Here is a 20,011-nt window from a genome sequence, read left to right on the forward strand (position 1 = left end):
GTAGGCCCGGTAAGCGAAGCGCCACCGGGCAATTGGGCGGCTCTGCGGCCTGATGCCCTCACCCCGGCCCTCTCCCGCAGGGAGAGGGAGAAAGGCCAAACCTACTTCAACGAGCCTTTCAGGAACTGCTGCAAACGCGGGCTTTGCGGGTTCGCCAGCACCTCGTCCGGATGCCCCTGCTCTTCTATCTTGCCCTGATGCAGAAAGATAACGTGGTTAGAAACGTTACGGGCGAAGCCCATCTCGTGCGTCACCACCACCATCGTTTTGCCCTCTTCCGCCAGCTTTTGCATGATGCGCAGCACTTCGCCAACGAGTTCAGGATCCAGCGCGGAAGTCGGTTCGTCAAACAGCAACACTTCCGGCTCCATCGCCAGCGCACGGGCGATGGAAACACGCTGCTGCTGCCCCCCTGACAGGTGCACCGGATATTTGATCTGCTGCCGCTCGTCGATACCCACTTTCGCCAGGTATTTGACCGCACGCTCGCGGGCTTCCTGCTTGCTTAAGCCGAGCACCTGAACCGGCGCTTCCATCACGTTCTCCAGCACCGTCATGTGGCTCCAGAGGTTGAAGTGCTGGAACACCATCGTCAGGCGTGTACGCAGCAGGCGCAGCTGGTTTTTATCCGCCACTTTAAGCTGGCCGTCTTTATCACGGACCATATTAATGTTCTGTCCGCTCACCACAATCGATCCTTCGCTCGGCTTTTCGAGGAAGTTGATGCAGCGCAGGAAGGTACTTTTACCCGAACCTGATGAGCCGATAATACTGATCACGTCGCCCGCGTTAGCCTCCAGCGACACCCCTTTCAGCACTTCATGTTCGCCGTAGCGCTTGTGCAAATCAATTACGTTTAATTTGTTCTCAGCCATCATAAATTCTCAGTGCGTCGACGGTTTTATATGCTGCAACCAGCGTTTTTCAGCCTTACGGAACAGACTGATCAGGACGTAAGAAATGATCAAATAGAGCACTGCCGCAATGCCAAACGCCGTAAACGGCTGGTAGGTGGCAGAGTTAATATCGCGGGCAATCTTTAACAGATCCGGTACCGTGGCGGTAAACGCCAGTGCCGTCGAATGCAGCATTAAAATCACTTCGTTGCTGTAGGCCGGCAGCGCAATACGCAGCGCCGAAGGCAGAATAATACAGCGGTAGAGCTTCACGGACGAGAAGCCGTACGCGCGCGCCGCCTCGATCTCACCGTGCGGCACAGAACGGATGGCCCCGGCGAAGATCTCGGTGGTATAGGCGCAGGTATTGAGGGTCAGCGCCAGCACCGTACAGTTCAGACCGCTGCGGAAGAACGCGTTCAGCATCTCGGTGCCTTTCACGATCTCCAGCGTGTACATCCCGGAATAGAACACCAGCAGCTGCACGTACAGCGGCGTACCGCGAAACACGTAGGTGAATAGCCAGATAGGGAACTGGATAAATTTATTGTTCGACACGCGGCCAATGGCAAGAAACACCGCCAGAATGCCGCCCATTACCACCGAGGAGATCAGCAGCCACAGCGTGATCGCCACGCCAGTAAAGCGGTAGCCATCCGTCCACAGCAGGGATTTCCAGTACTCCTGAATAATCTCAATCACAGGTCAGCCCTCTTCACACCCACGGAGTAGCGACGTTCGAGCAGAAGCAGCACACCATTGGAGACGGTCGTAAAGACCAGATAAATTACGCCGCAGACCACCGCAAAATAGAACGGTTCCCAGGTGCTTTTACCCGCCAGCTGCGTGGCCTTCACCACATCTTCCAGACCCAGCAGGGAGACCAGCGCCGTAGCCTTGAGAATAACCTGCCAGTTGTTACCGATGCCCGGCAGCGCGTAGCGCATCATGGCCGGGAACATGATCCGGCGAAACGTTTGTGAGGAGGTAAAACCGTAGGCGGTCGCCGCTTCAATATGCCCTTTCGGCACGGCCATGTAAGCGCCGCGGAAAGTCTCAGTGAAATAAGCGCCGTAGATAAAACCAAGGGTAATAATACCGGCCACCATCGGGTCGATATCGATCTGCTCCATGCCAATGGCATCCGTCACGCCGTTAAGTGCGATTTGCAGGCCGTAAAAGATCAGCAGCATCAGCACCAGGTCAGGCACGCCGCGAATCAGCGTGGTATAGCCTTCAAATATCAGCGCCAGCGGTCTGTTGGCGGATAATTTTGCCCCCGCGCCCGCCAGGCCTATCAGCACCGCCAGCACCACGGAGCTGATAGCCAGCTCAAGGGTGACAAGCGCGCCCTGTAAAATAACGCCAGAAAATCCGTACAGCATACCGCGTGCCCTGTCGTCTCGTGAGTGGTGGAACCGTGTCTTTTCCCCTCCCGCAACGGGAGGGGCCGCACGTTATCAGACGGGGCGATTAGCCGCCGTAAATGTTAAAATCGAAGTACTTTTTAGCCAGCTTGTCATAGGTGCCGTCCGCGCGCATCTCGGCGAACGCTTTGTTCAGGGCTTCACGCAGTTCGTTGTCTTCTTTACGCAGGCCCATACCGGTACCGACGCCAAAGAGTTTTTCGTCCTTAATGGACGGACCGCCGAACTTGTAATCTTTACCCACAGGCTGTTTCAGGAAGCCTTCGCTTGCCGCCACTTCATCCTGGAATGCCGCGTCAATACGGCCTGCCGTGAGGTCTGCGTAGATGTTTTCCTGGCCCTGGTAAGAGACAATTTCAATCCCCTTTGGCGCCCAGTGCTCGTTGCCGTAGGTTTCCTGCGTCGTACCCTGCAACACGCCCACGCGTTTGCCTTTCAGAGATTCAAGGGTTGGCTGAATGTCAGAGGATTTCGCCACCACCAGACGTGAGTCCGCCGCATAGAGTTTGTCCGTGAAGGCAATCTCCTGCTGACGTTTTTCTGTGATGGACAGGGAGGACATGATCACGTCAATTTTCTTCGCTTTCAGGGACGGGATCAGCGCATCCAGCGGGTTTTCAACGTAGGTACATTGCACTTTAATGCGTTTGCACAGCTCGTTAGCCAGATCGATGTCAAAACCGACCAGTTCCCCCTTCGCATTCTTCGATTCGAAAGGTGCATAGGTTGGGTCAGTTCCAATACGAATTTTCTGCGGAATTGCTGCGAATGCCGCGGTGGCGCTGGAAAAAGCCAGTACCAGAGAAAGTGACAACACCAGTTTTTTCATATCTGTCCTCAACAAACTGTCTTAATACGAGATTTTTACGACGACGGGGTGTTGTTAATGTGCCATTAATCCCCTCATTCAGGCAAAGATTAATGCCTTTGAACGGGAATTTTTGCATTTTAAATGCTTAACTATGCACACAGCGATCCAGTATGGTGCATGTATTGCACCATACTGGAACATAACCCCGTTAGGATGCACCACTTCAGTGCATCTTATTCAGGCATTAATCACCGTAGACGTTGAAATCGAAGTATTTCTTCGCCAGTTTGTCGTAGGTACCGTCTTTACGCAGCTCATTAAACGCTTTGTCGAAGGCGGCTTTCAGCTCGGTATCATCCTTACGCAGGCCAATACCGGTACCGTCGCCAAAGTATTTTTTGTCTTTTACCGACGGGCCGGCAAAGGCGTACTCTTTACCCGCAGGCTGTTTCAGGAAGCCTTCGCTCGCGGCGACTTCATCCTGAAACGCGGCATCCAGACGGCCTGCCGCCAGGTCAGAGTAGATTAGATCCTGGTTCTGGTAAGCCACAACATCGACGCCCTTCTCGCGCCAGTTAGCATTGGCGTAACCTTCCTGGGTCGAGCCCTGAAGCACGCCAACATGTTTGCCTTTCAGCGAGTCGATGGTCGGCTGGATTGGCGAGCCTTTCGCGGCAATCAGACGTGAGTCGGCAGCGTAGAGCTTCTCAGAGAAGGCGATCTCCTGCTGACGTTTTTCCGTGATGGAGAGAGAAGAGATAATGGCATCAATTTTCTTGGCTTTCAGCGACGGGATCAGCGCGTCAAAGTCACTGCCCACCCATGTGCATTTCACTTCCATGCGTTTGCACATCTCATTTCCCAGATCGATATCAAACCCCACGAAGTCGCCTTTCGCATCCTTGGAGGAGAATGGCGCGTAGGTTGCGTCTGTACCGATACGAACTGTCTGTGGAAGCGCTGCATAGCTACTTGCTGCTGCACTCAAGCCCACGAGCAAAGACAGAGCCAGAACCGTCTTCTTCATACATTTACCCTCAAGAACCGTGATTTTATTATGGTTTATGTTGTGTGTTGTGTTGCAGGCTTTTCTTGCAGGTCTTATGCCACATTGTCGTCGGGTTAAAACTTCGACGTTAAATATGTTAATAAAACGTTGCGATACTGCCTTAATGGTGAAAGATAGCAGGTCTGCCGAACGAACCGGAAAGAGAAAAAGGGAAAAAGCGAATTAAATGTCGAGGATATGATCGCGGTTGCAGTTTTGCCCTGAAACAGGGCAAATTGTCTTTTCATGCACCTTGTTTGTGCACAGCTTCACGCCCCCTGCCAGCGGGTAAAGAGATCTTCCGGCAGGTCGATATCGAACTGATCCAGTACGCGGTTAACGGTCTGGTTGATGACATCGTCCAGCGTTTGCGGACGATGATAGAACGCGGGGACCGGCGGCATAATCACGGCCCCCAGTTCGGCTGCCTGCGTCATTAAACGCAGATGTCCCAGGTGCAGCGGCGTTTCCCGCACGCAAAGCACCAGAGGACGACGCTCTTTCAGCACCACATCCGCTGCACGCGTCACCAGCGTGTCGGTATAGCTGTTTACAATGCCGGAAAGAGTTTTAATCGAACAGGGCAAAATAACCATGCCGGCCGTTTTAAACGAGCCCGAAGAGATGCTGGCGGCGATATCGCGGGCATCGTGGACAACGTCAGCCAGGGCCTGAACGTCGCGCAGGGAGAGATCGGTTTCAAGAGAGAGGGTCTGACGCGCCGCCTGGCTCATCACCAGATGGGTTTCTACGCCTGCAACGTCACGCAGCACCTGTAAAAGCCGGACGCCATAAATCGCGCCGCTGGCACCGCTGATCCCTACAATGAGTCGTTTCATGATTTTCGCCCTTGCTGATTTCAGGGCAGACTGTGCAGGATTTTACGGGGAGTTGCAAGTGAGGGCGAACGCCCTCACCTGCATACGCATCAACCTTCGTTGTGCATCTCTAAGCTTTCGAGATCGTTTTGCAACTGGACGGCTTTCGCATCGTCGTTACGCAGCGAATCCAGATAGTCGAGATACTGCTGGTCAACGTCTTTCGTTACGTAGATCCCATTGAATACCGAGCATTCGAACTGCTGAATATCCGGGTTCTCGGCGCGCACCGCGTCGATCAGATCGTTCAGATCCTGGAAAATCAGGCCGTCGGCACCGATGATCTGCCGGATTTCGTCTACTTCACGACCGTGAGCAATCAGCTCGTTAGCGGTTGGCATATCAATGCCATACACGTTCGGGAAGCGAATTTCCGGCGCTGCGGAGGCGAGATACACTTTCTTCGCCCCGGCCTCACGCGCCATCTCGATGATCTGCTCAGACGTCGTGCCGCGCACAATGGAGTCGTCCACCAGCAGCACGTTCTTGTCGCGGAACTCGGCACGGTTAGCGTTCAGCTTACGACGTACGGACTTACGACGCAGCTGCTGGCCCGGCATGATAAAAGTGCGGCCCACGTAGCGGTTTTTTACGAAGCCCTGACGGTACGGCTTGTCCAGAATACGGGCAATTTCCAGCGCGATATCACAGGAGGTTTCAGGGATTGGGATCACGACATCAATGTCGAGATCGTCCCACTCGCGGGCAATCTTCTCACCCAGCTTCGTCCCCATGTTGACGCGCGCGCTGTAAACCGAAATCTTGTCGATGAACGAGTCCGGACGCGCGAAGTAAACGTATTCGAACAGGCACGGGTTGCTCACCGGGTTGTCGGCGCACTGACGGGTAAACAGCTGGCCCTTCTCAGTGATGTAGACCGCTTCGCCTGGCGCGACATCACGCAGGAATTCGAAGCCCAGAGTGTCCAGCGCCACGCTTTCGGAGGCAACCATGTACTCGGAACGGCCATCGCCGAGGTCACGTTTGCCGAGCACCAGCGGGCGAATGCCGTTTGGATCGCGGAAGGCCACCATGCCGTGACCGATGATCATCGCCACGCAAGCATACGCGCCACGGATCAGGCGGTTAGTCGCGGCAACGGCGGCAAAAATGTTGTCTGCTTCCAGCGGATAATGGCGGAAGTTATCCAGTTCGCTGGCAAAGATATTGAGCAGGATTTCAGAATCAGAGGTGGTGTTAATGTGGCGACGTTTCTCTTCGAACAGCTTTTTACGCAGCTCGTGGGCATTGGTCAGATTGCCATTGTGGGCAAGCGTGATGCCATACGGGGAGTTAACGTAAAAAGGCTGAGCCTCAGAGGCGCTGGAACTGCCAGCAGTAGGATAACGAACGTGACCGATCCCCATATTACCTTGCAGACGCTGCATATGGCGGGCTTCAAACACATCGTTTACCAGGCCATTCGCCTTGCGTAAACGGAAGCAGTTGTTTGCATCAATGGTGATGATACCCGCAGCATCCTGCCCACGGTGCTGAAGCACCGTTAACGCGTCATAAATCGACTGGTTTACCGGCATGAAACCGGCGATACCGACAATACCGCACATTCGTCTTTTCCTCGTTAAGCCACATCTCAGGGTTTATGCCCTGGGCAAGAAACTCGACGAGCTTTGCAGATAGTCAAAGAACCATCTGATGATGAAGCTGAACTCCGGAATGAGCTGCGATTTTTGCCAGTCTTCACTTTTGGAGAACCCGGTAAAGGTATCCAGGAAGAACAGGATCGCGGCCACAATGAGCACGCCTCGCAACGCGCCGAAACAGATGCCGAGTACCCTGTCCGTTCCTGACAGACCGGTTTTCTCGACCAGCTGACCTATCACGTAATTGACGATAGCGCCGACAATCAGCGTCGCGATAAACAGCACCGCGATGGCGATTCCGTTTCGGACCAGTTCATCTTCAAAGCCCGTGAACCAGACAGACAGGTAAGTGTAGTAATGACTGGCAACAAAGAAAGCACAACCCCAGGTTACCAGCGATAACGCTTCACGAACAAAGCCACGGATCAGGCTAACCAGACAGGAAAAACCAATCACCGCAATGATGGCGTAATCAATCCAGACCATATGTGTCCCACGATTAAACGCCCTGTCATCCAGTTCGGGGCGAATTCTAACAGAAAAAGAAAACGTTTGCGTAGGGATTTCCTTCCCACGCGTAAATAAAAAAGGCGCTGAAAAAATGCTCAACGCCACCGCACCTTTGACGTTTCTGTGAACGTCTGCCTCCCCCTCACCCCGGCCCTCTCCCTCAAGGGAGAGGGTTAGGGTGAGGGGGTAATTTCTATCAGTTTGCGCTGTAGTTCATCACCACACCGCTCAGGCCGGAGATTTGCTTCAGCTCGCCAAGCGAACCTTTGAGCTTATCTTTAGACGCATCCGGCCCGACGAGGATACGGGTAATTTTACCCTGTACCGGCGTGGTGGGTGAAGTATAAACACGGTATCCCGCGCCGCGCAGTTTACTCACGATCTCATTGACCTTATCTGCATTTTTCAACGCACCGAGCTGAACGACATAGGCTTTACCCGTAGGGGCGGCCTCCTGCTGGGTCTGTTTGGCCGGTGGCGGCGTTTCCGTTGCCGCAGCCAGCTGCTCGTCGGCTTTGTCACGCTGCGGTTTAGGCTGCGTTTTCTCTACCGGCTTCGGTTTTTCAACCGGTTTGGGTTGCTCTACCGGTACAGGATCGATTTCAACGTTGTTATTCGCGGCCAGACGCGACGGATCAAGAGACGGCGCGGCTGCATCACCTGCGCGCACCTCTTCCGCTGCACCTTCTGGCGGCTGGGCAGGCAGCGCCTGCGTTGCCGCTGGCAGCATATCGGGCTCGTCGCGATCGCCCGGTTTGGGTACCAGCGGAATGGCCGCAAATTCATCCTGGTAATGCTTTTTTTGCCCGTCGAGCAGTCCCGGGAGAATAATCATCCCGAGCGCGACCAGCACAATGGTTCCTGTTAAACGGTTCTGAAACTTACTCGCCACCGGTTCTCCCCGCGTCCATCACTTCCATGACATGTGCCACCGTGTGGAATGACCCACACACCAGCACGGTATCTTCTGGTTTAGCCTCCGCCATCGCGGCACGCCAGGCCGAAACCACACTGCTGTAGATTTCGCCTTTGCCGAGATGTTCCATCAACTGCTCAGCAGTCGCGCCGCGCGGCCCTTCCAGAGGAGCACAATACCAGCTATCGACCACACTCTCCATGCAGGCCAGCGTGCCGCCGATATCTTTATCATGAAGCATACCGATAACCGCCAGCACGCGCCCGGTTTTTGGTAACGATTTGAGACGTCCTGCGAGGTACGCCGCCGCATGCGGATTATGTGCAACATCCAGAATCAGACGCGGCGACTCACTCACAATCTGAAAACGTCCCGGTAACAGTGCGTTCTGAATGCCATCGCGGATCGCCTGCTCGCTTACCGCTAATCCGCTGGCGCGCAGGGCTGCCAGCGCAGTCGCCGCGTTAGGCTGTGGCACCTGCGGCAGCGGCAGATTCTCCAGCACGCCCTGCGCATCGCTGAAGCGCCAGCCTTTGTCCTGCACCTCATACTGCCAGTCCACGCCGCGACGCAGCAGACGAGCGCCCTTCTCTTTCGCTACCTCAGCAATGGTGTGCGGCATGTCCGGTTCGCCTACCACGGCAGGCTTATTGGCCCGGAAAATACCGGCCTTCTCACGGCCAATGCTCTCGCGGTCCGGGCCCAGCCAGTCGGTGTGATCCAGCGCGATGCTGGTGACGACGGCGACATCCGCATCCACCATATTGGTGGCATCCAGACGCCCGCCCAACCCCACTTCCAGGATCACCACGTCCAGCTGCGCCTGCTTAAACAGCCACAGCGCCGACAGGGTGCCGTATTCGAAATAGGTTAATGAGGTTTCGCCGCGCGCAGCTTCGATAGCGGCAAACGACGCCGTATGGGCGGATTCCGCCAGCTCGGTGTTTTGCACGCGCACGCGCTCGGTATAGCGCACCAGATGCGGCGAGCTGTAAACGCCAACCTTGTACCCCGCCGCCATCAGGACAGATTCCAGCGTGCGGCAGGTGGTGCCTTTACCGTTAGTGCCGGCCACGGTAAATACGAAAGGCGCGGGTTTCAACACGTCAAGACGCGCGGCAACCTGGCTTACGCGCTCAAGGCCCATGTCGATAGTTTTACTGTGCAGGTTTTCCAGATAAGAAAGCCACGCGGCCAGGGGCGACGTGGCTTGAGGAATGCTTTTATTTTCCATGATGCCCGGTTGTCATTAACGGTTTAGAAAGCAAAAGGGCAGCGCCATTCGGCCCTGCCCTTTTCAGTTATCAGGCCTCGGGTTCCTGATCCGGTACCACCACGCCTTCGCGCGGCTCGTCCGGGTTCGGCGCCGGCAGATTCATCAGCTTCGCCAGGACGCTTGCCAGTTTCAGGCGCATTTCCGGACGGCGGACGATCATGTCGATGGCGCCCTTCTCAATGAGGAACTCACTGCGCTGGAAGCCCGGCGGCAGTTTCTCACGTACGGTCTGCTCGATAACGCGAGGACCCGCAAAGCCGATCAGCGCTTTTGGCTCAGCGATGTTCAGGTCGCCCAGCATCGCGAAGCTTGCAGAAACGCCGCCCATGGTTGGATCGGTCAGTACCGAGATGTACGGCAGACCGCGCTCCTGCATTTTCGCCAGCGCCGCAGAGGTTTTCGCCATCTGCATCAGGGACATCAGCGCTTCCTGCATACGTGCGCCACCGGAGGCGGAGAAGCAGATCAGCGGGCAGTTGTCTTCCAGCGCCTGCTCAACGGCACGCACGAAGCGCGCGCCAACCACAGAGCCCATTGAGCCGCCCATAAAGGAGAACTCAAACGCGGCGGCAACCACCGGCATCTCGTGCAGGGTGCCTTTCATGACGATCAGCGCGTCTTTCTCGCCGGTCTCTTTCTGTGCAGAGGCCAGACGATCTTTGTATTTTTTGGAGTCGCGGAACTTAAGCACATCTTTTGGCTCCAGTTCGCTGCCCAGTTCTACCAGAGAACCTTCGTCCAGCAGGCTATGCAGGCGGTTGCGCGCCGACATACGCATATGGTGGTCACACTTCGGACACACCTCAAGATTGCGTTCCAGCTCTGCGCGATACAGAACCTGGCCGCAGCTATCACACTTCGTCCATACCCCTTCAGGAATGCTCGCTTTACGCGTTGGGGTAATGTTGCTTTTAATTCGTTCAATCCAGCTCATTGATAACCTTTCTGCCTGAACCTGGTCGTATGCCAGTTTTGCTGTAAGAGGCGAATAATGCCATTTTTGCCTCCAACAGACCATGAATGTTGCACATTAAAACATAACAGCCCGAAACTTTGGATAAAAAAGTGGTCGAACCGCCAGCGTGCATTTACTTCGCTTGCTTTGCCGCCGCGCGTTTGTGACGGATAATTTCGATGACGCCAGGCAGTACGGAAAGCACAATAATCGCTACAATCAGTAACTTAAGGTTTTCCTGAACCACCGGCAGATCGCCAAACAGGTAGCCTGCATAGGTGAACAGCAGCACCCACAGCAGCGCGCCCACCACGTTGTACATGGCAAAATGACGATAGGACATGTGACCCATTCCCGCCACAAACGGTGCAAATGTACGCACAATAGGCACAAAGCGGGCAAGGATAATGGTCTTACCGCCATGGCGCTCATAGAACGCATGGGTCTTATCTAAATAACTGCGGCGGAAAATCTTCGAGTCCGGATTACTGAACAACCGCTCGCCAAACACCCGCCCGATGGTGTAATTGACCGCATCACCAACAATCGCGGCGATGATCATCAGGACCACCATCAGATGGACATTGAGATCATTCGTTGGCAGTGCGGATAACGCGCCCGCCACGAACAGCAGTGAATCTCCCGGCAGGAACGGCGTAACCACAAGGCCGGTTTCACAGAACAGAATGAGGAACAGAATGGCGTACACCCAGACGCCGTACTGCGCGACCAGCTCCGCCAGGTGAACATCAATATGCAGGATGAAATCAATCAGAAAACGTATTACGTCCATATTGTCTAAGCCCTAATTGCACCTTTGTTTAGTCCGCTAAAAACAGCGGGCCCATTGGCGGTTTTGGCAGGTCGAACCGGTCCGGATAATCCACCGAAACCAGATACAGACCTTCCGCTTTCGCCGTTGCTGCCGCAAGCGTTCTGTCCTTCGCTGCCAGCAGTTCTGCAATCCAGCTCTCCGGCTGGTGTCCGGCGCCCACTTCCATCAGGCTGCCTACAATATTCCGCACCATATGATGTACAAAGGCATTGGCTTTGATATCCACCACCACATACGCGCCATAACGACTGACGTTAATGTGCATGACGTTACGCCACGGCGTACGGGACTGACACTGCACCGCACGAAACGACGTAAAATCATTCTCTCCAATCAGACACTGCGCCGCACGCTGCATACGTTCTGCATCCAGCGGTTCATAAAAATGCGTCACGCCCTGGCTTAACACCGCCGGGCGCAGGCGCTGGTTATAGATGACATAACGGTAGCGCCGCGCCGTCGCGCTGAAACGCGCGTGAAAATCATCCGGCACAGCTTTCACCCAACGTACGGCAATGTCACCAGGCAAATTCGCATTTACACCCAGCGTCCAGGCCGCGTCTTTGCGCACGGCGGTGGTGTCAAAATGCACCACCTGCCCCGTGCCGTGAACGCCGGCATCGGTGCGGCCCGCACAGAAGACGCTTATCGGTTCATTCGCCACCTGAGAGAGCGCTTTCTCCAGCTTCTCCTGGACGCTGCGCACCTCATTCTGCCGCTGCCAGCCATAGTATTTACTGCCATCGTATTCAATGCCGAGGGCAATTCTGTGGACCGGCTTTTGTTCCACATCTGACATCAGTACAGATACTCCTGCACCAGTTTCTCCGCGATTTTGACCGCCATCAGCGCGCCGCCAAAACGCACGTTGTCGGCAACGGACCAGAACTGCACCTGCTCCGGCATACCGTAATCGTTACGCACGCAGCCCACAGAGAGATGCGCGCTGCCGGTGGCGTCGCCCACCTGCGTCGGGAATTCGCTCTCTTCGGACAGGACAATGTCCTCAGCGCGGCCAAACGCGTCGCGGGCTTCTTCAGCCGCCAGCGGACGCAGGGCTTCAAACCCGACCATCTGCGCGTGGCCGTAAAAGACCGGAGACTGCACGACATTCGCGGAGATCATCAGCCCGTCATCCTGCAAAATTTTGCGTGCTTCATCGACGATACGACGCTCTTCCCGCACCGAACCTTCACGATCCGGCAGCAGCGGCAGCATGTTGAACGCCAGCTGGCGGCCAAAGAAATCATCTTCGTCGATCGGGATACCGTTCAGCAGCTTCGCGCTCTGCCCTGCCAGTGCGTCTACGGCTTTTTTACCGTTAGAGGAGGCTGAAAGCAGGCTGGTCACGGAAATACGCGACAGGCCACCGTCGTCGATCAGCGGCTTCAGCGCGGTCAGCAACTGGCTGGTGAGACTGTTCGGTACTGCAATGATGTTGCGGTTGCGGTAGTCAGCCAGCACAAACGGGTTGACGTCCGGCACCACCAGCGGCACATCCGGCTCCAGGGAGAACAGGCCGCTCAGGTCGATCACCAGACAGCCTGAATTTGTCGCTTCTTCTATGTAAGACGCCGTGGCTTCCGCACCTGCGGCAAAAAACGCCAGCTGAGCCTGCGTCCAGTCAAACGCGGCGGCGTCCTGCACCATCACGGATTTGCCGCCGAAACGCAGATGTTCTCCTGCGCTGTCGGTACGCGCCAGTGCGTAAATCTCACCCACCGGGAACTGACGCTCAGCAAGGGTTTCAAGCAGGGCTTCGCCCACGGCGCCAGTGGCACCCAAAATGGCAATGTTCCAGCCTTCAGACATGGTGGTTTACTCCAGAAATAAAAAGCGTCCCTGCCGGAGCATCCGACAGGGAGCATTAAGAAGACATTAACGTGCCGGGTGGTGAACGGCGTTAAATCCCAGTTTATGCAGCAGCCCCGCCGCTGACGCGTCATCGCACATGACATACAGGGAAGACCACTCGCGGCGCTCAAGGTAATTTTTGCGCAGCTTGTCAAACTCACCCGGAATACCCGCCACTTTACGCAGCAGCGCGTCATCGCGGCGCACATCATACACCAAATGCACCAGTCTTTTCAGCGTTGCCTCATCCAGCGGGCCATGAAGGGTAATGCGGCCGAATTCCGGGGCGGGCAGAAGCGTATCCAGCGCCACCTGCTGCGGATGGCCGATAAAGGCGCTGTAAGCCTCAAACACCTGGGTTGTGCCACGCGCTTTGCCTTCAAGCGTGTAGCCAGCGATATGCGCGGTGCCCACGTCCACCTTGTTGAGTAGCTCAACGTTGAGATCCGGCTCGGGTTCCCAGACGTCCAGCACCACGCTGAGTTTTTGTAGTTCGTTCAGACATGCCAGCAGCGCCGCGTTATCCACCACCGGTCCCCGGCAGGCATTTATCAGAATAGTGCCAGCCTTCAGACGGCGGATCAGCTTTTCGTCGGCCAGGTGCAGAGTCTTGTACGGCCCCTCTTTAAAGAGCGGCGTATGGAAGGTGATGACGTCGCACTCGTCGACCAGCTCATCCATCGTGCGGAAGTCGCCTTCATCGCCGTTATCCTTACGCGGCGGATCGCACAGCAGGGTGCGGATACCCCAGGCTTCCAGACGCTTTTGCAGACGTCCGCCCACGTTGCCCACCCCCACAATCCCGACGGTGCGGTCTTTCAGCGCAAAACCATCGCGCTCGGCCAGCATCAATAGCGAGGAGAAAACATATTCCACGACGGCAATGGCGTTACAGCCTGGCGCCGCAGAAAAACCAATCCCCGCCTGCTTAAGCCACTGGTCATCCACATGATCGGTCCCGGCCGTTGCCGTCCCGACAAATTTAACCCCTTTGCCGGTGAGCAGTGCCTCATTTACTTTGGTCACCGAGCGCACCATCAGGGCGTCTGCATCGTCCAGTTCGCTGACCGGAATCGGGCGACCAGGGACAGCCTTAACCTCACCCAGGCGGCTGAACAGCTCACGGGCGTAAGGCATATTTTCATCAACGAGGATTTTCACGTCTGAGTACCTGTTTGAGAGGAAGTAAACCTGCCAAGTGTGCCATAATCTCGCCGCCGGGCATATATCTCCGCCCGGTTACGCAGAGTTTGACTTTAAGGATTTTTGACGATGCAGCCCATTTCAGGTACGCCTCCGCGCCCTCCGGGTGAAGGCCCCGTAACGCCCAACACGCCAGGCGAACAACCGCTCTCCACGCAGCAACGCACCGTACTGGAGCGTCTGATCACGCGTCTTATTGCGTTAACCTCACAGCAAAACGCAGAGGTATGGGCCGGCGTTAAGCACGATTTGGGCGTAAGAAACGATGCGCCGCTACAGTCGCGCCATTTCCCTGCCGCCGAACAAAACCTGAACCAGCGTCTTACCAGCGCGCAGCAGCAACATACTACCCGCCAGATTATCTCGCAGCTGACCGAGCTATTGGGCCAGGGGAATAATCGCCAGGCGGTGAGTGATTTTATCCGTCAACAGTACGGTCATACCGCCCTGAGCCAGCTTTCGCAAGAACAGCTGAAAACCGTGTTGACCCTGCTACAAAGCAATCAGCTTTCTATCCCGCAGCCGCAACAGCGCCCGTCTACAGAACGGCCATTGCAGCCTGCGGAGCATAATACGCTCAAGCAGATGGTCACTAAGCTGGCTGCCGCTACCGGCGAACCCACAAAGCTTATCTGGCAATCCATGCTGGAACTTTCCGGTGTGAAAGCGGGCGAGATGATCCCGGCAAAACAGTTTACCCATCTGGTCACCTGGCTCCAGGCGCGTCAGACGCTCAGCACCCAGAGCGCCCCGACCCTGCACAGCGTACAGGCGGCGCTGAAACAACCGTTGGAACCGCACGAGTTCGATACGATCCGGGATTACGCTCAGCAGAGTTGGCAGGCTACGCCGCAAACGGTGCTGACCACCGCGCAGGTGCAGGATGTGCTCAATCAGATCTTCGTTCGCCGCGCCGAGCGGGAAGGCGGCGTGCTGGAGGTAAGAAACATTCAGCCGATCTACAACCCGCTGTTTGCCCCCGTAGTTGATACGTTCAAAACGCTTTCTGCCCGTCCGGGATTGATGTTTATCGCGTTGGTGATTGCGCTGGCGATTTTCTGGCTGGTGGCTTAAAACTGCCGGGTGGCGGCTACGCCTTACCCGGCCTACGGTTCGCGCGGTTGTAGGCCCGGTAAGCGAAGCGCCACCGGGCAAAAAACTACGACCTGCGAAACGCCACCAGCGTCACCACAATTCCCACCACCGCTGACACCGCACCGGCCAGGAAGACGGAAGGATAGCCAAACGACGTTGCAAGCAGCCCCGCCAGCGGCCCGGTGACCCCGTATGAGATATCCTGAAACGCCGCATAGCCGCCCAGCGCCGTGCCGCGCACCTGCGGAGCCACGCGCTTCACCACTTCAACGCCCAGCGCCGGGAAGATCAGCGAGCAGCCGCAGCCGGTTAACGCCGCACCCAGCAGCGCAACGGATGCAGAGGGCGCCTGCCAGAGCAGTACCAGACCCACGGTCTCAATGACAAGTGACGCCACGGCCACCTTCACGCCGCCAAAGCGATCCGGCATCCAGCCAAACAGCACGCGCATCAATACAAACGCGCCGCCAAAGGCCGTCAGCGTAAAGCCCGCCATCGCCCAGCCGCGGCTCATGAAATAGAGGGAAACAAAGGTACCAATAACCGCGAAGCCCACCCCCTGAAGCGCCAGCCCAAGCCCCGGCTGCCAGATTTGCCCTACCACGCTCCACAGCGAAGGACGCTCGCCTTTATGGGCGGGCACCTTACGCACCGAACCGTTAAACGCCCACGCCAGCAGCGGCAATACCATGGTGGTGCCTGCCAGCGCCGCAAAACCAAACTGGCTGTGGATCAGCAGCCCCAGCGGTGCGCCTGCCGCCAGCGCGCCGTAAATCGCCATCCCGTTCCAGGACATCACTTTTCCGGAACGCGCAGGCCCCACCAGCCCCATTCCCCAGGTAAGGGTGCCGGTCAGCAGCTGGCTTTCGCCAAAGCCGAGGATCAGACGCCCTGCCACCAGCAGCGCGAATTTATACGCTGCATCTATTGGCAACAGCGCCGCCAGCAGCCAGGCTCCCCCCGCCAGCCCGCAGGCAAACATGCCCTGCAACGCCGAGCGTTTTGCGCCGTGCTGATCCGCCAGGCGACCGGCGTAGCCCCGGGTTAATACCGTCGCTAAAAACTGAATGCCCACCGCAATGCCGACCATGGTGTTGCCATAGCCCAGCTCCTGGTGAACGAACAAGGGGATCACCGGCAGCGGCAGGCCAACGGTCATATAGGTCAGAAACACCGCAAAGGCGATGCGGAAAAGGGGAAGATTCCCGGAAGGAGCGCTCTTCCCAGGGGTAACAGCCTTCATGCATAACTCCGTGTTCAGGCATAAAAAAAGGGAGCCGCGCGGCTCCCTTCTACTATACCTTCAAACGCTTACGCTTTCAGCTTACGCATCACCAGCGTGGCGTTGGTGCCGCCGAAACCGAAGCTGTTGGACATAACGGTCGTCAGCGCACGTTCGGTGGTTTCGGTCACGATGTTCAGGCCAGCCGCCTGCTCGTCCATCTCTTCGATGTTGATGCTTGGCGCGATAAAGCCGTTTTCCAGCATCAGCAGAGAGTAGATCGCTTCCTGCACGCCCGCCGCTCCCAGAGAGTGACCGGTCATGGCTTTGGTTGCAGAGATAGCCGGGCTATTGTCGCCGAACACTTCACGGATCGCACCCAGCTCTTTCACGTCGCCTACCGGCGTTGAGGTGCCGTGGGAGTTCAGGTAGTCGATTGGAGTATCAACACCGTGCATCGCCATCTTCATGCAGCGCACCGCGCCTTCACCGGATGGAGCAACCATGTCAGCGCCGTCAGACGTTGCGCCGTAGCCCACGATCTCAGCATAGATGTGCGCGCCACGCGCCAGCGCGTGTTCCAGCTCTTCAACCACAACCATACCGCCGCCGCCAGCGATAACAAAACCGTCGCGGTGTGCGTCATAAGTACGGGACGCTTTGTCTGGCGTTTCGTTGTATTTGGTGGACAGTGCGCCCATCGCGTCGAACTCACAGGCCATTTCCCAGCCCAGCTCTTCGCCGCCGCCAGCAAATACGATGTCCTGTTTGCCCAGCTGGATCTGCTCAACCGCATTACCGATACAGTGTGCGGAGGTCGCACATGCAGAGCTGATGGAGTAGTTCACACCGTGGATTTTGAACGGCGTTGCCAGGCACGCGGAAACCGCTGACCCCATGGCTTTGGTCACAACATATGGACCGACCGCTTTCAGGCCGCGCGGGCTGCGCATGGCGTCAGCACCGAACACCTGAGCTTTAGAGGAACCGCCGGAGCCTGCAATCAGGCCCACGCGTGGGTTGTTCTGGTAAGCGTCTTCGCTCAGACCAGAATCCTTGATCGCTTCCTGCATGGAAAGATAGGCGTAGATAGAGGCATCGTTCATGAAACGAACCACTTTACGGTCAATTAAACCGGTGGTGTCCAGTTTAACGTTACCCCATACGTGGCTACGCATTCCAGAATCTTTAAACTCTTCAGAGAAAGTGATCCCGGAGCGTCCTTCACGCAGAGATGCCAGGACTTCCTGCTGGTTATTACCGATGCTGGAAACGATGCCCAGGCCAGTAATCACTGCACGTTTCATTCAATACCTCTGTAAGTCGCACTATAAAAAGTTTCGAGTCGCACAATAGCGTACACTTGTACGCCGAACAAGTCCGATCAGCCATTTTCTGTGGAAATTTGCACCGATGGGCTCACATCGCTAAGATCGTGCCACTGCCTGTCGGACGAGTAACTTACGTGAAACAAAACGCCATACAACCTGCCAACCTCGAATTCAACGCTGAGGGTACACCTGTTTCCCGAGATTTTGATGACGTCTACTTTTCTAATGATAACGGACTGGAAGAGACGCGCTATGTTTTCCTCGAAGGAAATCATCTCAGCACCCGCTTCCCTGAGCATCCGCGCAGCCTGTTTGTCGTAGCGGAGAGCGGTTTCGGCACCGGGCTGAATTTTCTGACCCTCTGGCAGGCGTTCGACCAGTTTCGCACTGCACACCCCAAGGCTACCTTACAAAGATTACATTTCATCAGTTTCGAAAAATTTCCGCTTACCGCGCACGATCTGCGGCTTGCCCATCAGCGCTGGCCGGAGCTTACCCACTGGGCGGAACAGCTTCAGGCCCAGTGGCCTCCGGCTATCGGTGGCTGTCATCGTCTGATTCTGGACGACGGACGCGTCACGCTCGACCTGTGGCTTGGCGACATTAACGACCTGACCGATAAGCTTGATGACTCAATGAATCAGAAGGTGGACGCCTGGTTCCTGGATGGTTTTGCGCCCGCCAAAAACCCGGACATGTGGAGCCCGCACCTGTTCAGTGCCATGGCACGTCTGGCGCGCCCGGGCGCGACGCTTGCTACCTTCACCTCGGCGGGATTTGTTCGCCGTGGGTTGCAGGAGGCGGGGTTTACCATGCGGAAAACCAAAGGCTTTGGCCGTAAACGCGACATGCTGGTCGGGGTGATGGAACAGGATCTGGCGATCCCGGCGCAGGCCCCCTGGTTTGCCCGTCGCGCCAGCACCTCGCGTGAGGTCGCCATTGTGGGCGGGGGTATCGCCAGCGCCCTGCTCTCGCTGGCGCTGCTGCACCGTGGCTGGCAGGTGACGCTCTACTGCGCTGACGAGGCGCCGGCGACGGGCGCATCAGGCAACCGTCAGGGCGCGCTTTATCCCTTATTAAGTTCACACGATCCGGCACTGTTCCAGTTCTTCCCGGCGGCGTTTACGTTTGCTCGCCGCCTTTACGATAGCCTGCCGGTTGCGTTCGACCACAACTGGTGCGGCGTGACGCAGCTCGGCTGGGACGAGAAGAGCCAGCAGAAAATCACACAAATGCTGTCGCTGGGTCTGCCGGAGGCCATCGCCCATGCAGTGACGGCACAGCAGGTTGCTGAGACCGCTGGAGTCGACACCGGCTGCGGGGGTATTCAGTATCCACTCGGCGGCTGGCTGTGTCCGGCTGAACTGACTTCTGCGGCGATAGCCCTCGGGCAGTCGCGTGGGTTGACAGTGCATTATGCCCATAAGGTTCAATCGCTAAGCCGCACTGCGCACTGGAAACTGCGTTTCGCTGACGGCAAAGAGGTCCAGCATGCCAGCGTTGTGCTGGCCAACGGACATCATATCAGCCAGTTTACCCAGACAGCATCATTGCCGGTTTATCCGGTCGGCGGCCAGGTGAGCCATATTCCTGCCGCCCCCCAACTGAGCAAACTGCGTCAGGTGCTGTGTTACGACGGCTACCTGACGCCGCAAAATCCGTCCAACGGCCATCACTGCATCGGTGCCAGCTACCATCGCGGTGAAACAGATATGCAGTACAGCGAAGCGGATCAGCAGCAAAACCGACAGCGCCTGCTCGACTGTTTCCCGGATGCGTCGTGGGCAAAAGAGGTGAATGTCAGTGAGGGTCAGGCGCGCTGCGGCGTACGCTGCGCGACCCGCGATCACCTGCCGATGGCGGGAAACGTGCCGGACTATGACGCCACGCTTGAAGTCTATCAGGATCTTGCTGACAACAAAGAAACGGCGGTAAGCGCGCCCGTTCATCCCGAGCTGTTTATGCTGGGTGGCTTAGGCTCGCGGGGATTATGCTCCGCGCCGCTGCTGGCTGAAGCGTTAGCCGCGCAAATGAGCAACGAGCCGGTTCCACTGGACAGGGTTACGCTCGCGGGGCTGAATCCAAACCGACTGTGGGTGCGGAAATTGCTGAAGGGGAAAATGGTCAAGTAGGGTGCGGTCTGGTGCCCT

19 protein-coding genes are annotated in these 20,011 nt (G+C 56.7%); 2 read left to right on the plus strand and 17 right to left on the minus strand.

The window, feature by feature from the left end; genetic code table 11:
* Positions 1-101: 101 nt before the first annotated feature.
* From hisP to pdxB, 15 genes are all read right to left on the minus strand, one after another.
* Entirely contained in the window at positions 102-875 is a 774-nt protein-coding gene (hisP, locus tag ACQG1Y_RS15895; protein ID WP_003861426.1) for a histidine ABC transporter ATP-binding protein HisP, read from the minus strand.
* Between the two features lie 9 nt (positions 876-884).
* A complete protein-coding gene (locus tag ACQG1Y_RS15900) occupies positions 885-1,598 on the minus strand; it encodes an ABC transporter permease (protein ID WP_003861424.1) in 714 nt (237 codons plus the stop codon).
* Positions 1,595-2,281, minus strand: a complete 687-nt coding sequence (locus ACQG1Y_RS15905; protein WP_015572256.1) for a histidine ABC transporter permease HisQ — start codon at positions 2,279-2,281, stop codon at positions 1,595-1,597. Before ACQG1Y_RS15905 ends, ACQG1Y_RS15900 begins: the two co-directional genes overlap by 4 nt.
* A gap of 88 nt (positions 2,282-2,369) precedes the next feature.
* Positions 2,370-3,152, minus strand: a complete 783-nt coding sequence (gene hisJ, locus ACQG1Y_RS15910) for a histidine ABC transporter substrate-binding protein HisJ (protein ID WP_045906782.1) — start codon at positions 3,150-3,152, stop codon at positions 2,370-2,372.
* 226 nt (positions 3,153-3,378) lie between these two features.
* Positions 3,379-4,161 carry a lysine/arginine/ornithine ABC transporter substrate-binding protein ArgT gene (gene argT / locus ACQG1Y_RS15915; RefSeq protein WP_015572255.1) on the minus strand — a complete coding sequence of 261 codons (783 nt, stop codon included), beginning with the start codon at positions 4,159-4,161 and terminating at the stop codon, positions 3,379-3,381.
* Positions 4,162-4,451: 290 nt separating this feature from the next.
* On the minus strand, positions 4,452-5,021 hold the full coding sequence (locus ACQG1Y_RS15920) for a UbiX family flavin prenyltransferase (protein ID WP_015572254.1): 570 nt from the start codon (positions 5,019-5,021) through the stop codon (positions 4,452-4,454).
* Between the two features lie 89 nt (positions 5,022-5,110).
* Entirely contained in the window at positions 5,111-6,628 is a 1,518-nt protein-coding gene (purF, locus tag ACQG1Y_RS15925) for an amidophosphoribosyltransferase (protein ID WP_006811407.1), read from the minus strand.
* 33 nt (positions 6,629-6,661) lie between these two features.
* Complete coding sequence (gene cvpA / locus ACQG1Y_RS15930; protein WP_000262116.1) at positions 6,662-7,150, minus strand: colicin V production protein; 489 nt, start codon at positions 7,148-7,150, stop codon at positions 6,662-6,664.
* Positions 7,151-7,370: 220 nt separating this feature from the next.
* Positions 7,371-8,066, minus strand: a complete 696-nt coding sequence (gene dedD, locus ACQG1Y_RS15935) for a cell division protein DedD (protein WP_414234670.1) — start codon at positions 8,064-8,066, stop codon at positions 7,371-7,373.
* Positions 8,056-9,324 carry a bifunctional tetrahydrofolate synthase/dihydrofolate synthase gene (folC, locus tag ACQG1Y_RS15940; protein ID WP_023295092.1) on the minus strand — a complete coding sequence of 423 codons (1,269 nt, stop codon included), beginning with the start codon at positions 9,322-9,324 and terminating at the stop codon, positions 8,056-8,058. The genes dedD and folC overlap by 11 nt, the downstream gene beginning before the upstream one ends.
* Before the next feature lie 70 nt (positions 9,325-9,394).
* Positions 9,395-10,300 (minus strand): acetyl-CoA carboxylase, carboxyltransferase subunit beta, encoded by a 906-nt coding sequence (accD, locus tag ACQG1Y_RS15945; protein WP_014884667.1) that lies wholly within the window; start codon positions 10,298-10,300, stop codon positions 9,395-9,397.
* A 154-nt stretch (positions 10,301-10,454) separates the two neighbouring features.
* Complete coding sequence (locus ACQG1Y_RS15950) at positions 10,455-11,114, minus strand: DedA family protein (protein ID WP_003861406.1); 660 nt, start codon at positions 11,112-11,114, stop codon at positions 10,455-10,457.
* 28 nt (positions 11,115-11,142) lie between these two features.
* Entirely contained in the window at positions 11,143-11,955 is an 813-nt protein-coding gene (gene truA / locus ACQG1Y_RS15955) for a tRNA pseudouridine(38-40) synthase TruA (protein WP_001286071.1), read from the minus strand.
* Positions 11,955-12,968: an aspartate-semialdehyde dehydrogenase gene (locus ACQG1Y_RS15960; protein WP_141414262.1), complete on the minus strand. Its 1,014-nt coding sequence runs from the start codon at positions 12,966-12,968 to the stop codon at positions 11,955-11,957. The genes truA and ACQG1Y_RS15960 overlap by 1 nt, the downstream gene beginning before the upstream one ends.
* Before the next feature lie 66 nt (positions 12,969-13,034).
* Positions 13,035-14,171 (minus strand): 4-phosphoerythronate dehydrogenase PdxB, encoded by a 1,137-nt coding sequence (gene pdxB, locus ACQG1Y_RS15965; RefSeq protein WP_252013265.1) that lies wholly within the window; start codon positions 14,169-14,171, stop codon positions 13,035-13,037.
* Between the two features lie 111 nt (positions 14,172-14,282).
* Between pdxB and flk the strand changes: the two genes are divergently transcribed.
* A complete protein-coding gene (gene flk, locus ACQG1Y_RS15970; protein WP_141414264.1) occupies positions 14,283-15,287 on the plus strand; it encodes a flagella biosynthesis regulator Flk in 1,005 nt (334 codons plus the stop codon).
* Between the two features lie 85 nt (positions 15,288-15,372).
* Here the strand turns inward: flk and ACQG1Y_RS15975 are convergent, their stop codons facing one another.
* Positions 15,373-16,551, minus strand: a complete 1,179-nt coding sequence (locus tag ACQG1Y_RS15975) for an MFS transporter (RefSeq protein WP_047741425.1) — start codon at positions 16,549-16,551, stop codon at positions 15,373-15,375.
* Between the two features lie 68 nt (positions 16,552-16,619).
* A complete protein-coding gene (fabB, locus tag ACQG1Y_RS15980) occupies positions 16,620-17,837 on the minus strand; it encodes a beta-ketoacyl-ACP synthase I (protein WP_015572249.1) in 1,218 nt (405 codons plus the stop codon).
* A gap of 158 nt (positions 17,838-17,995) precedes the next feature.
* On the opposite strand from fabB, the gene mnmC reads away from it, so the two are divergent.
* Positions 17,996-19,993: a bifunctional tRNA (5-methylaminomethyl-2-thiouridine)(34)-methyltransferase MnmD/FAD-dependent 5-carboxymethylaminomethyl-2-thiouridine(34) oxidoreductase MnmC gene (mnmC, locus tag ACQG1Y_RS15985; protein WP_063134546.1), complete on the plus strand. Its 1,998-nt coding sequence runs from the start codon at positions 17,996-17,998 to the stop codon at positions 19,991-19,993.
* Positions 19,994-20,011: the final 18 nt, after the last annotated feature.

The organism is Enterobacter cloacae complex sp. 397G4 (genome assembly GCF_050031515.1).
Lineage (GTDB): Bacteria > Pseudomonadota > Gammaproteobacteria > Enterobacterales > Enterobacteriaceae > Enterobacter > Enterobacter hormaechei_C.

Excerpts from the sequence above, each read along its gene's own strand:
- hisP (WP_003861426.1), bottom strand. The coding sequence starts at position 875 with ATGGCTGAGAACAAATTAAACGTAATTGATTTGCACAAGCGCTACGGC.
- ACQG1Y_RS15905 (WP_015572256.1), bottom strand. The coding sequence starts at position 2,281 with ATGCTGTACGGATTTTCTGGCGTTATTTTACAGGGCGCGCTTGTCACC.
- hisJ (WP_045906782.1), bottom strand. The coding sequence starts at position 3,152 with ATGAAAAAACTGGTGTTGTCACTTTCTCTGGTACTGGCTTTTTCCAGC.
- argT (WP_015572255.1), bottom strand. The coding sequence starts at position 4,161 with ATGAAGAAGACGGTTCTGGCTCTGTCTTTGCTCGTGGGCTTGAGTGCA.
- ACQG1Y_RS15920 (WP_015572254.1), bottom strand. The coding sequence starts at position 5,021 with ATGAAACGACTCATTGTAGGGATCAGCGGTGCCAGCGGCGCGATTTAT.
- purF (WP_006811407.1), bottom strand. The coding sequence starts at position 6,628 with ATGTGCGGTATTGTCGGTATCGCCGGTTTCATGCCGGTAAACCAGTCG.
- cvpA (WP_000262116.1), bottom strand. The coding sequence starts at position 7,150 with ATGGTCTGGATTGATTACGCCATCATTGCGGTGATTGGTTTTTCCTGT.
- folC (WP_023295092.1), bottom strand. The coding sequence starts at position 9,324 with ATGGAAAATAAAAGCATTCCTCAAGCCACGTCGCCCCTGGCCGCGTGG.
- accD (WP_014884667.1), bottom strand. The coding sequence starts at position 10,300 with ATGAGCTGGATTGAACGAATTAAAAGCAACATTACCCCAACGCGTAAA.
- ACQG1Y_RS15950 (WP_003861406.1), bottom strand. The coding sequence starts at position 11,114 with ATGGACGTAATACGTTTTCTGATTGATTTCATCCTGCATATTGATGTT.
- truA (WP_001286071.1), bottom strand. The coding sequence starts at position 11,955 with ATGTCAGATGTGGAACAAAAGCCGGTCCACAGAATTGCCCTCGGCATT.
- ACQG1Y_RS15960 (WP_141414262.1), bottom strand. The coding sequence starts at position 12,968 with ATGTCTGAAGGCTGGAACATTGCCATTTTGGGTGCCACTGGCGCCGTG.
- flk (WP_141414264.1), top strand. The coding sequence starts at position 14,283 with ATGCAGCCCATTTCAGGTACGCCTCCGCGCCCTCCGGGTGAAGGCCCC.
- ACQG1Y_RS15975 (WP_047741425.1), bottom strand. The coding sequence starts at position 16,551 with ATGAAGGCTGTTACCCCTGGGAAGAGCGCTCCTTCCGGGAATCTTCCC.
- fabB (WP_015572249.1), bottom strand. The coding sequence starts at position 17,837 with ATGAAACGTGCAGTGATTACTGGCCTGGGCATCGTTTCCAGCATCGGT.